11 protein-coding genes are annotated in these 11,926 nt (G+C 59.2%); all 11 read right to left on the bottom strand.

Features of this window, described 5'->3' with window-relative positions:
* Positions 1 to 68: 68 nt before the first annotated feature.
* Entirely contained in the window at positions 69 to 1,397 is a 1,329-nt protein-coding gene (gene glnT, locus ACR0I8_RS13120; protein ID WP_170689043.1) for a type III glutamate--ammonia ligase, read from the bottom strand.
* A gap of 81 nt (positions 1,398 to 1,478) precedes the next feature.
* On the bottom strand, positions 1,479 to 2,807 hold the full coding sequence (locus ACR0I8_RS13115; protein WP_170639835.1) for an FMN-binding glutamate synthase family protein: 1,329 nt from the start codon (positions 2,805 to 2,807) through the stop codon (positions 1,479 to 1,481).
* A gap of 20 nt (positions 2,808 to 2,827) precedes the next feature.
* Positions 2,828 to 3,511: a GltB/FmdC/FwdC-like GXGXG domain-containing protein gene (locus tag ACR0I8_RS13110; RefSeq protein WP_170639776.1), complete on the bottom strand. Its 684-nt coding sequence runs from the start codon at positions 3,509 to 3,511 to the stop codon at positions 2,828 to 2,830.
* Position 3,512: 1 nt separating this feature from the next.
* Positions 3,513 to 4,436, bottom strand: coding sequence for a class II glutamine amidotransferase (locus ACR0I8_RS13105; RefSeq protein WP_170689042.1), 924 nt, complete (start codon positions 4,434 to 4,436; stop codon positions 3,513 to 3,515).
* A gap of 205 nt (positions 4,437 to 4,641) precedes the next feature.
* Positions 4,642 to 5,265 carry a helix-turn-helix domain-containing protein gene (locus ACR0I8_RS13100; RefSeq protein ID WP_170658999.1) on the bottom strand — a complete coding sequence of 208 codons (624 nt, stop codon included), beginning with the start codon at positions 5,263 to 5,265 and terminating at the stop codon, positions 4,642 to 4,644.
* A 259-nt stretch (positions 5,266 to 5,524) separates the two neighbouring features.
* A complete protein-coding gene (mvaD, locus tag ACR0I8_RS13095) occupies positions 5,525 to 6,529 on the bottom strand; it encodes a diphosphomevalonate decarboxylase (RefSeq protein ID WP_170689041.1) in 1,005 nt (334 codons plus the stop codon).
* Positions 6,522 to 7,424, bottom strand: a complete 903-nt coding sequence (mvk, locus tag ACR0I8_RS13090) for a mevalonate kinase (RefSeq protein WP_170689040.1) — start codon at positions 7,422 to 7,424, stop codon at positions 6,522 to 6,524. The genes mvaD and mvk overlap by 8 nt, the downstream gene beginning before the upstream one ends.
* Positions 7,421 to 8,551, bottom strand: a complete 1,131-nt coding sequence (locus ACR0I8_RS13085; protein WP_170689039.1) for a GHMP family kinase ATP-binding protein — start codon at positions 8,549 to 8,551, stop codon at positions 7,421 to 7,423. The genes mvk and ACR0I8_RS13085 overlap by 4 nt, the downstream gene beginning before the upstream one ends.
* A complete protein-coding gene (locus ACR0I8_RS13080) occupies positions 8,535 to 9,701 on the bottom strand; it encodes a hydroxymethylglutaryl-CoA synthase (RefSeq protein WP_480703242.1) in 1,167 nt (388 codons plus the stop codon). Before ACR0I8_RS13080 ends, ACR0I8_RS13085 begins: the two co-directional genes overlap by 17 nt.
* Positions 9,695 to 10,765 carry a type 2 isopentenyl-diphosphate Delta-isomerase gene (gene fni / locus ACR0I8_RS13075; RefSeq protein ID WP_170689038.1) on the bottom strand — a complete coding sequence of 357 codons (1,071 nt, stop codon included), beginning with the start codon at positions 10,763 to 10,765 and terminating at the stop codon, positions 9,695 to 9,697. The genes ACR0I8_RS13080 and fni overlap by 7 nt, the downstream gene beginning before the upstream one ends.
* Entirely contained in the window at positions 10,762 to 11,796 is a 1,035-nt protein-coding gene (locus tag ACR0I8_RS13070) for a hydroxymethylglutaryl-CoA reductase (protein WP_480703240.1), read from the bottom strand. The genes fni and ACR0I8_RS13070 overlap by 4 nt, the downstream gene beginning before the upstream one ends.
* Positions 11,797 to 11,926 lie beyond the last annotated feature (130 nt).

Below are 11,926 nucleotides of genomic sequence, written 5' to 3'. Positions count from 1 at the left end.
TCCAGCGCACTTACGCCATGGCCGAAAAGACCGAGGCCGCAGCACTCGCTGCGGTCTCTTTTTCGCTCTCAGATATCGAGAGTATGCTGTTTTTCCCAGTTCGAGAAGTGTGACACAAACGAGTTCCACTCCTGATGCTTCATCTTCAGGAAAGCGCTGGAGAACTCCTGCCCCATCATCTCTTTAAGTTCAGCATCCTTGTCGAATTCGCGCAAGCCATCGAGCATGTTCAGCGGCAGTTTGGGCGCGTCAGTGACCGTGTGACCTTCGGCATACATGTCGATGTCATAGCGCGGTCCCGGATCAGCCTTTTTTCGGATGCCCGACAGACCGGCGGCGATGATCACAGCCTGCAGCAGATACGGGTTCGCCGCCCCGTCGGGCAAGCGCAGTTCGAATCGGCCCGGGCCGGGGACGCGCACCATATGAGTTCGGTTGTTGCCTGTCCATGTCACAGTGTTGGGCGCCCACGTGGCCCCTGACATGGTGCGCGGTGCGTTGATGCGTTTGTAGCTGTTCACCGTCGGGTTGGTGATCGCCGCCAGCGCGCTGGCATGTTTCATGATGCCGCCGAGGAAGTATTTGCCCTGCTCGCCAAGACCAACCTCTCCGGTCGGGCCGTCGCCTTCGCCAGCAAAAACGTTGGTCTTCGCATCCGCACCCGGCGCGTCCCAGACCGAGATATGGGCGTGGCAGCCATTGCCCGTCAGCCCCTCGACCGGTTTGGGCATGAAGGTGGCACGCAGCCCATGCTTCTCGGCCACGGACTTGGTCATGAACTTGAAGAAGGAATGCTTGTCGGCGGTTCTCAGAACATCATCGAATTCCCAATTCATCTCGAACTGGCCATTGGCGTCCTCGTGGTCGTTCTGATACGGGCCCCAGCCAAGGTCCAACATGTAGTCGCAGATCTCGCGCACCACGTCATAGCGGCGCATTACAGCCTGCTGGTCATAACAGGGTTTTTCCGCGGCATCGAACGGGTCGCTGATCTGCTCGCCATCGGGGGTCAGCAGGAAGAACTCGGCTTCGATGCCGGTTTTTACATGCAGGCCCATATCGGCAGCCTCGTCGATCAGGCGGCGTAGCACGTTGCGTGGGGCCTGGGCCACATCCTGCCCCTCCATCACGCAATTACCGGCAACCCAAGCGACTTCGGGCTTCCATGGCAGTTGAATCACCGAGGACGGGTCCGGCACCGCCAGCATGTCGGGATGCGCGGGGGTCATATCCAGCCAAGTGGCGAACCCGGCAAAACCGGCGCCCTCTTCCTGCATGTCGGCAATGGCTTGTGCGGGAACCAGTTTGGCCCGCTGTCCACCGAACAGGTCGGTGAACGAAATCATGAAATATTTGACGCCTTTTTCTTTGGCGAAAGCTGCCAGATCTGTCGTCATGGTCGGCCTTCCTTTCCCTGTTTATCAATCCCAATAGAAGAAAGGCGCAGCCTCGTGGGACCGCGCCTTCCGAATGTCAGATCAGAACCCGGCCTTGCCCGGATACCAGTCGGTGCCTGCCAGGGGCACTTTTGCCATCGCAGCCGCCTCCATCGTCAGGGCACACAAGTCCTCGGGTTCCAGATTGTGCAAGTGATTGTGGCCGCAGGCCCGCGCGATGGTCTGCGCCTCAAGCGTCATGACCTTCAGGTAGTTGCGCAGCCGTCGCCCGGCATCAACCGGGTCAAGACGCGCGGCAAGCTCGGGGTCCTGAGTGGTGATGCCCGCGGGGTCCTTCCCTTCATGCCAGTCGTCATAGGCCCCGGTTGTGGTGCCCAGCTTCTGATACTCAGCTTCCCATTTCGGGTCGTTGTCGCCAAGGGCAACTAGAGCCGCCGTGCCTATCGCCACCGCATCCGCGCCAAGCGCCATCGCCTTGGCCACGTCTGCCCCGGTGCGGATACCGCCCGAGATCACAAGCTGCACCTCGCGATGCACCCCCAAATCCTGCAGCGCCTGCACTGCGGGTCGGATACAGGCCAGCGTCGGAATGCCCACATGTTCGATGAACACATCCTGCGTGGCCGCCGTGCCGCCCTGCATGCCGTCCATGACAACCACATCGGCTCCGGCTTTTACCGCCAGTGCGGTGTCATAGTAAGGCCGCGTCGCGCCGACCTTGACGTAGATTGGCACCTGCCAGTTGGTAATCTCACGCAGTTCGAGGATCTTGATCTCAAGATCATCCGGCCCGGTCCAGTCCGGATGTCGGCAGGCCGAGCGCTGGTCGATCCCTTTGGGCAAGGTCCGCATTTCGGCCACGCGGTCGCTGATCTTCTGACCCAGAAGCATGCCGCCTCCGCCGGGTTTGGCCCCCTGCCCCACCACGATCTCGATCGCGTCAGCCTTGCGCAGGTCGTTGGGGTTCATGCCATAGCGCGAGGGCAGATACTGATAGACCAGTTTGCTGGAATGACCGCGTTCCTCGGGCGTCATGCCGCCATCGCCGGTTGTCGTCGAAGTGCCGGCCGCTGAAGCGCCGCGTCCAAGGGCCTCTTTCGCCGGTCCCGACAGCGCGCCGAAGCTCATGCCAGCGATGGTGATCGGGATATCCAGCTGGATCGGATTCTTGGCAAAGCGCGTGCCCAGCGTCACCGAGGTGTCGCAACGCTCACGATAGCCTTCCAGCGGGTAGCGACTAACGCTCGCCCCCAGAAACAGCAGGTCATCGAAATGCGGCACCTTGCGTTTGGCGCCTCCACCCCGGATGTCATAGATGCCGGTGGCCGCCGCGCGGCGTATCTCGGCGTTGATCGGGTTGGAAAAGGTCGCCGACTGGATCGGCACGGTGCGCGGGGTCTGATCGTCCATATCTTTCATACCCTTCATCCTTAGTAAGCGGCCGAGTTGTCGACGTCGAAGTTATACAGCTGACGCGCCGAGCCATAGCGTTTGAACTCTTCCGGTTTGGCATCGCTGCCTGCGCGGTCAAGCAGATCCTTCAGGATCTCAAGATGTTCAGGGCGCATCTCTTTCTCGATACAGTCCGCGCCAAGGCTCTTGACCGAGCCGCGTACGAACAGACGCGCCTCGTAGAGGGAATCCCCCAGCGCGTCGCCCGCATCGCCGCAGACCACCAGATTGCCCGCCTGCGCCATGAAGGCCGACATATGGCCAATATTGCCATGCACCACGATGTCGATCCCCTTCATCGAGATCCCGCAGCGCGAGCTGGCATTGCCCTTGATTACTAACAGCCCGCCGTGGCCTGTGGCCCCGGCGTACTGGCTGGCATCGCCATCGACGATGACCTGACCCGACATCATATTCTCGGCCACGCCCGGCCCAACCGAGCCTTCGACCCGCACAGTGGCCTGCTGGTTCATGCCTGCACAGTAGTACCCGGTCGAACCTTTCACGGTCACCTCGATCGGTGCGTCCAGCCCGACCGCGATGGCGTGGCTGCCCTTGGGGTTCACCACCTCCCAGCTGGTCTGGTTGGTCTGTTTGCTTTGCTCCTGCAAGGACGCGTTCAGCCCGCGCAGGCCGTCGGCCTCAAGATCATAGGTCTGCATGTCACGCGGCCTTTTTGTTAGGAGAGTCTGTGTGGGACCAGAAATACACCGTCGCCGGCTCCGGCTCCCAAACGCGGGCGTCTTCGATGCCGGGCAGATTCACCAGGGCGCGGTTTTCGCTGCCGAAGGCCACATATTGATCGGTTTCCGCCATTACCGCCGGTTTGCAGGCTATCGGGTCACGGACAACGCCGAACCCGTCCTTGGTGCCAACGACAAAGGTGAAAAAACCATCCAGATCCTCAAGGCTACTTTCCAGCGCCTCGCCCAGAGACGCGCCATTCATCATTTTCCACGTCAGGTAAGCGGCGCCCACCTCGGTGTCGTTCTCAGTCTGGATATGTACCCCTTCACGGCGCAACTTGCGCCGCAGCGAGTTATGATTGGACAGCGATCCGTTATGCACCAGACACTGGTCATCCCCAGTGTTGAACGGGTGCGCACCCATCGTGGTCACCGCTGATTCAGTGGCCATTCGCGTGTGGCCGATCCCATGCGTGCCGGTCATGCCGCTCAGCTCAAATCGAGCGGCAACATCTTTGGGCAGACCGACCTCCTTGTAGATCTCAAGGCTTTCTCCGCGGCTCATGATCCGGACGGAGGGGCGGATTTCGGCCAGCGCAGCACGCGCGGCCTCGAACTGATCGCCTGGGATATCCAGTACTGCATGGGTGTCGTTGATCGTCTGGGTCACGGACGTGTTCAGCCGTTGACCCAGCTCATCCGCCAGACTGGCAAAGTCCTGTTCGGGGTTTGCAGACTGAACTGTGACTTTCGTAGTGCCCTGAGTTGGATCGCCATAAATCGCGATACCAGCGCTGTCAGGGCCACGATCGGTCATAGTGATCAGCATATCCGTCAGCATCTCACCCAGCTTGGGCGACAGTGACTGATCCTTAAGGAATAGTCCGACAATTCCGCACATGGCAGACAGCTCTCCTTGCGTGTTTCGTTGCGCGTGTACGCTAGCAACAAAACTCGGGATCATCAATAACTAGAGGAAATGTTTTTTCCTAACAGGCAAATTTTGCCCAATTTCTGGGCGCTCACGTTTACGCACGGCAAAATAGCCCGGCCAACATAGCTGTAGGCCTAGCGAATTGATTTTCAGCACTCTGATAAAAAGCGGATCAGCTTGTCAAAGGGTAGCTGATCACCGACAGGTACCGCGCTGGCAGGCTGACCAGTCGCTCCGGTCCATGCGGCGCATCCGCGTCGAAGAACAGAGTATCACCGGGTTTCAACGGATAAACCTGCTCCCCATGGCGATAGTCCACCTCACCCTCTAGCATGTAGATCGTTTCAATCCCGCCATGCTGGAAGGTTGGGAAAACATCCGATTCCGCTGTCAGAGTGATCAGATAAGGCTCAACAATTACACCCGAACCATTGGCGCCTAAATGGCCAAGAAGGTTGTATTGGTGATGCGCCCGCGTACCTTCACGCTCTAACTCGACGCCTTCACCGGCCTTGGTGTGGACAGCGTCGCGACGTTCTTCAAAACGGCGAAAAAAGCTGGTCAGCGGAACCGACAACGCATCGGCCAGCAGTTGCAGCGTGGTTAGCGAAGGCGACGTGTTGCCGTTTTCGATCTTGGACAGCATCCCGATCGACAGGCCAGTAATCTGCGCCAACTCGGCAACAGTAGTGTTCTGTTGCTTGCGAAAGGCCCGAACCTCGCGACCGATGGCCACTTCCAGAACCTTTTCCCGGTCACCGGACCGGATCGAATGAGGATCCTGCGTGAGTTTCATAATAGAGGCTCTGTCGTTTGGGTTGGCCGTCATATCCACTGCCCTTGCTACAAGTGTTTGAGCCTGTTCGGCAAGGCGATGAGCCTGCAAGTTGGATAGCGAAGCCTTTGGTTAAAGTCTATCGCCCGCAAAACGGCAGGAAGAGCTGAGGGCATTTCCAAACTCAAACGCTTGGTGATTATGCATTAGATCGCGCGCGGTCACCTTCCAAAGTGCGACACCTAGGCAGCGGCGACCGCTCATTCTTGTGTCGTGGCTTCTATGCGTTTGACCATTCGAACGGACATATCACGCGGGCGCCAGGAAATGCCTGAAGAACATCTGCCTCGGCTTCTTTCAGGAAAACCAGCTTGATATTCGCCCCCGCATCCATCGTGGCATAGGCTGCAAGACCATCTTTGCGAGCCCGCCACAAACGATGCAGGATCACCCAGCTTTGATCTGTAAGGTAGGTCAGCGCGGGACGCGCGGCTTGCATCGTCGCGTGCATGGCCAACGCATTCGCCTCGGCCGTTTGGCCCAGGGTTTGAAAGTCTCTCTCAATGACCGCTTGCTCGATGGTCTTGCAGTCCCGCTCGGCCATCTCGGGCCAGCTGGAAAACAGAGGGCTGGTATCGACCGTGTGGTTCATTCCATCGCGGGACGAGTGCAGTTTCGGGCCTGTGTCCACCTCGACGATCGCAATGCGGAAATCCGGCCATACAAGGTCAAGCGGCACGCCGTGGCTATCGCCGCCGTCATCGCGCTCGCCCTTGTTCCAGCGCACAAAGCCGTGCCAGAGCGAACGGGTTGCGCTACCACTGCCCAATCGGGCGATCAGACTCATGTCCTGTGTTTGCAGGTCCAACCCGAAACTGCCGCATAGCGCGCGGGTCAACGCAGCAAAGCCCGAGGCGGAAGATGCCAGCCCGGCCGCCGTCGGGATTGTGTTTCTGGTCGAGATCATCAGCGGAACATCGCGGCCGCCGCGAAACAAATCCGCAAACGCAAGCGCCTTGCACGCGAACTCCGAGGTCGGCGGCAAAGGCTGACCGTCCAGCAAGACCTGATCCGACCCGCTCTGGGATGGCTCGACAGTTGTATGAGACCCCCATTCCGCCAAAGAGATCGACAAGGAACTGTTGAGCGGCAGATTCAAGGCTCTATCCCGTTTGCCCCAATATTTCGACAGCGCGATATTGCTTGGGGCAAAGGCGCTGAAGCTTCGTATCTCGCCCGCGTCTCGCATCGCTTGGTCAATGAGGGTCTGAACGCAGTCAGTCATGTATTATCAGTCCTTCGCTGGCCAGTGTCACAGGAGTGAACACGTCAGGCGGCGCTCCCAGGGCCAGAACGCAATCGCCTAAGCCGGAGCCCGAAATCTTTGCCGCCATGACACCTTCGGCCTGCCGGGCCGATGTGATGATCCGGTTCAAGGTTTCGTCGCTCACACCCAAAGCCTCCAACCGGGTTTGATAGCTTGTGAGGGCGTCTGCGAACGCCTCCCAATCGCGGTCCTTCGCGGCGCTGATTGCGTGATCAGCTAAGCCGCCCATAACCGCATAAAGTTCCTCGAACTCGGCCTCTCTTCCGATCATCCGTTCCGCAACCTTTTGCAACACAACCGAGGTGGGGGTCTTGTAGCCGCAGTATCGCAGGCTGATCGTCGGAGGGTGAGGCAGTGCCACCATCTCTGGATTTGGGGGAGCGCGGTAAGCCAGCATACCGCCCTGCAAGCTGGCGGCCAAATCGGCACCACTGCCACGACCCTGAATATCCTGAATGATCTGATAGGCCTTGGCGTGAATACCGTTCAGCGGCTGACCCGTCGCAGTCAGAACGGCCCCCAGAGCGGCAATGGTCACGGCCGCAGATGACCCCAGCCCAAGCGTCGGGTCAATCTCCGACGAGATCGAGATATCCATCCCGACGTCAATCGCATCCCTGTGCATGGCGATTGCGGCGAGGACAAACTTGTACGACCCTTCTGCCCGCACCTGATCCAAATCGACCATTTGCGTTTCGGCAATCTCGGAGGACAGACGCACCAGTTGATCTGTACGTGGTCGCAGCGTCACCGTCAGTCTTTGTTCAATGGCGGCCACAATGGCTCTGGAGCCATAAACGACCGCATGTTCTCCGGTAATCATGACCGATCCCGGTGCGCTGGCCCGTATCATGAACTGGCCCCGTCTGAGCTGTGGTCAGGGGCCTTGCCCATTTCTGCTCCCGTCGAGGCCAGACGCAACGCGGACCATTGCATCTGAGGATAGCCCGACATGAAATGGGCCATTTTGTCATGGTCTTCCAAATGTACCAGAACCACCCCGCCAAAATCACCTCGTACAGACCCCGCGCCGCAGATTTTGGCCGCGCCGCCAATGCCTTCGATCTGTCTTATGAACGCTTGGCACAGGTCCGGCACGACGCCGATAGTCTCTAGTAGTCGCTGATTTTCCGAAATCGCATCATCTGGGTCATTTCCCGACGCGATCGCGGTCAAAAACGCGGTCGTACAGTCACCAAAACGTTGCCAAAGGGCTTCGTTCTGCGCGTGCTCGGCCTTGACCGCGCTGACACATTCACCTGTGCTGCTTTCGGGCCTTCCGTGCAGGACCCAGTACCAACCGTTCCCCGCCAACAAGCCATGATCCGAAGGTAACTCCGGTGCCGCGATACCTGTTTCGCCTGCACGCACAAGGCCGCCTCGGACAACTGCGGCGGCATCAACCGGCCCCGCGCGCCCGTGCTTGAGACGCTCGCAAAACCGGACCCGCTCATACCTTTCCTCAAGCGTTTTGGGCCACTCCAGCAGGTTTTCAAACAACACCGTTGTTGCCGCGACGATTGCGGCAGACGACCCCATACCCGCGCCAATCGGCAGCTCTGACCGACTGGCCAGCTGCCCGGGCACCAGTTTGCTGTTCATCGCACCAATGCCGGGGATCACGGACCCGGGCGCTGCGAGGCTGTCATGCAACAGAGAGGCCAGAGTATAGACCGCCAGATCATCCGGACGCGTGAGGATCTTGTGGACATCCAACTCGCCGCGCGTGAATTGATCAAAGCGCTGATCCAGTGACGCTTTGAACTGAGACAACAGTTTCAGAGGGTAGTATTCGCCTGAAGACAGGTTCTCGAACGCGGTCTTCAGGCCTTCACCCAAGCCCAGCGGCTGAAACGACACCTCGGTGTAGCGGGCCACGGCCATTGCAAGCGCGGGCATGCCGTACAGAACCGAATGCTCTCCGGACAGGATCAGCTTTCCGGGCGCGTGGGCCCAGACTTTATCATGCGGTCCGGTCAACGTAGATGCGCTTGTTGTCGTCAATGCTTGCCAGTCTGTAGCGCCCTTTTGCCTCATCGGGCATGGGCGTATCTGTCCCGTCCTCGCCATTCCTCGCGTGCCAGAGTGCAACGTATTCATCATACGAGACGGCGGTCCGGTCCTCCAGGATTTCCCGGTGGCGGGATGCAAAAAGATGATCGCGGTAGCCTTCGACCACCTTGGCATCAAAGAACTCACCGGTCGCGCCGGACCCGTAGGAAAACAGTCCCCATGACTTGCCCGCCAGATCGCTTTCGCTGTTCTCCAGCGTTGACAGGATCGCGAGGTACATCGAGGCAGTATAGCTGTTCCCGACCTGACGATTGTAGATCATCCCCGGTAAAGCGGCCTGCATATCAGCCTCGGCTTTTGCCTCTTTCGCCAGACGCAGATGCGCCTTCTCGCCCATACGCGAGAATGGCAGGTGATAGCAGAACTGCGTAAACCCATCGTAGGGCAAGCCGCCATTTGCCTGATAATCCCGCCAGGACTCTACCAGCGCCCCAAGATAGCGCAGCGCCGAGTACTTACCGTCAACCAAGGGTGTGCGCCGGTGGTTGGGGCGCCAGAAATCCATGATGTCTTCGGTAAACAGGCCCGAGACAGTGCCAATCTCCAACAGATTCGGATCAGCCGTGACCAGCATCGCAACAGCCGAGGCCCCTTGCGTCGCCTCGCCCGAGCTGTCCAGATCATAGCGTGCAATATCAGAGGCGATCACAAGCACTTTGCGATCCGGCTTGCGTGCCACATGGGCACAGGCCATTTGCAGGGCAGCGGTGGCAGAATAACAGGCTTGCTTCAGCTCAACATTGCGCAGGTTCGAAGGCAGCCCCAGAAGCCGCTGCACATAGATGCCTGCAGATTTGGATTGGTCGATCCCTGTTTCCGTCGCAAACAAGATTGTGTCGATCCCGTCTGCTCCGAATTCATCAATGATCGGCTTCGCAGCCTCGGCGGCCATGGTCACAACGTCTTCGTCATGGCCCGGCATGGCGATCTTTTCCTGCCCGATCCCGCGTGAGAACTTAGCAGGGTCGATGCCGTGATGCTGGGCCAGAGTGTCCAGCGAAATATAGCGATGAGGCGTAAAAAAGCTCATCGCGCTGATACCAGTAGAGATTACCAAAACTTTGACCTTGATCGGATCAGTGAGACATTTGCCTTCAGCTGAGATACATCGGCGCAGCCCAAAAGAAACATCGCGGTCTGAAATTCGCGACGTAACTTTTCAATTTGGCGGATGACCTGCGCGCTCGATTCCTGCGCTGCGGCCAAAAACGGAGCGGCCATTCCGCACAGATCTGCGCCCAGAATGATAGATTTGGCCATGTCCACACCGTCTCGTAAACCGCCGCTGGCGATGAGTGTTGTTGGGTCGGTCTTTTTGACCAAGACGTCCCGAGTTTCAAGCAGACTCTCGACCGTCGTCAGGCCCCAATCCTGAAAAACCAGCCCCAGATCGTCTTGCTCGTCTGCGCGGCGGTGATATTCGATCCGGCTCCAGGACGTGCCGCCGCGGCCGGCCACGTCGAAATGGCGAATACCGGCGGCATAGGCCAGCTCAACATCAAGGCCGGACAGCCCGGCGCCGACCTCTTTGATCAGCACAGGCACCGGCATGTTCGACGCCAGATCAGCGATCTTGCCAGCGAGGTTGGAAAAGTCGCGGTCCCCTTCGACTTGCACGGCCTCTTGCAGCGGGTTGAGGTGCAGATACAACCCGTCGGCTTCAAGCGCCTGAACGGCCTGAAGACAGTGGCCTGCATCTAGTCCTGCGTTCAACTGCACAGCACCGATATTACCGATCAACGGTATGCTCGGCGCGGCATCGCGCAGCTGAAAACTGCCCCTTGAGGCAGGATCGGCGAACAATACACGTTGCGAGCCCACGGACATCGCCACCCCGGTCGCCTCGGCCGCCTCAGCAAGGTTGCGATTGATCATGGCGATCTCGTCCCCGGTTCCGCCCGTCATCGACGAAATCAGCAGCGGAAAGCTGAGCGGCTTGCCCAGAAACCGGGTGCTGGTGTCGACCGCATCCAGATCCAGCTCAGGCAGGGCGCGATGCGTCAGAGAAATCGCGTCAAACCCGCTGCGCCGACGTTCGACATCGGGGTCCTCCAGAACGGCGCGCAGATGATCCAGCTTGCGCCCGGCCACGCTGCGGTCGGCAGGTTTGGGCTTGTTCATCGTTCCAGTTCCATATGGGTGCGCACCAACTCTCCGGGATTGGTTTGTGCAGCCATCAAGGACAGCTCACCGCACAACACCGCCCCGGCACAGATGCCAGCCAGGCGACGGGCGTTTTCACCCGCCTCGCGTTCCTCTTTGCAGCCCATCAGGCGCAGGTTTTCTTCGACCTGTTCATTGCCTTTGCCTGCCCCGACCGAACCGACGATCAGGTTCGGCAAGGTGCATGAGAAATACAGATCTTCGCCGCGCGCCTCGCAATGAACGATACCTTGGCTGCCCTCGATGATATTCGCGGCGTCCTGACCGGTGGCCAGATAGAAGGCCAACAGAATGTTTGCGAAATGGGCATTGGCGCTGCGCAGAGACCCCGCGAGATTTCCGCCAATCAGGTTCTTTTCGAGATTGAGCGCTACCATCTGCTCGGGCGTAGTACGCAGCATGCGCCGCAGCAGTCGACCCGGAATTTCCACTTCAGCAATGACGTATTTGCCCCGCCCCAAAAGCCCGTTCACAGCGGATGCCTTCTTGTCGGTACACAGGTTGCCCGAGATCGACGCGTAGGCCAATTGCGGCTGGTCATCCAAGACCCAGTTCAACACCGCCTCGGCCGCCTTGGTTACCATATTGTGACCCGAGGCATCCCCGGTGGAACACTCGATCCGAATATACAGCAGATTCCCGGCGATCTGGCGATTCAGCTTGATCAGGCGGGAAAAGCGGCTGGTCGAGGAGATGATCTCGGCCACTTTGTCGGTCTGCGCCTCGATCCGCTCCCAGCCTTGATGCGCCGAGGCCGCATCCTGCGCCCGCACAGCGATGGATCGTGTCATCCGCTCATCAACAAGGGTGACCTGAATGCCGCCTGCATGCCGCGAAACACCCGCGCCGCGCGCGGTGGAGGGCCATAAGGGCGTTTCAAAAGTTGCCAGTGGGACGCTGACCTCACCGGACACCAGATTCCCCCTGAACAGAATCGGCCCGACCCATTGGGTTGGAAGCGGGGTCACGAACGTAGATTTGGCGCGCACCTGGTTACCCTTTTCAGTTTCGGTCGACAAAAGCGTCTGATCCGATGAGGGGTATCACCAGACCAAAGGGCCAATGTCAAACCGCGAAGGCTAAACATAGCGGTCGTCGCGGCGATCCCAACGGGTAAAC

The organism is Ruegeria sp. BG9 (assembly GCF_056538305.1).
The sequence above is the reverse complement of the archived record's forward strand: the minus strand, read 5'-3'. Positions and strand labels throughout refer to the sequence as shown.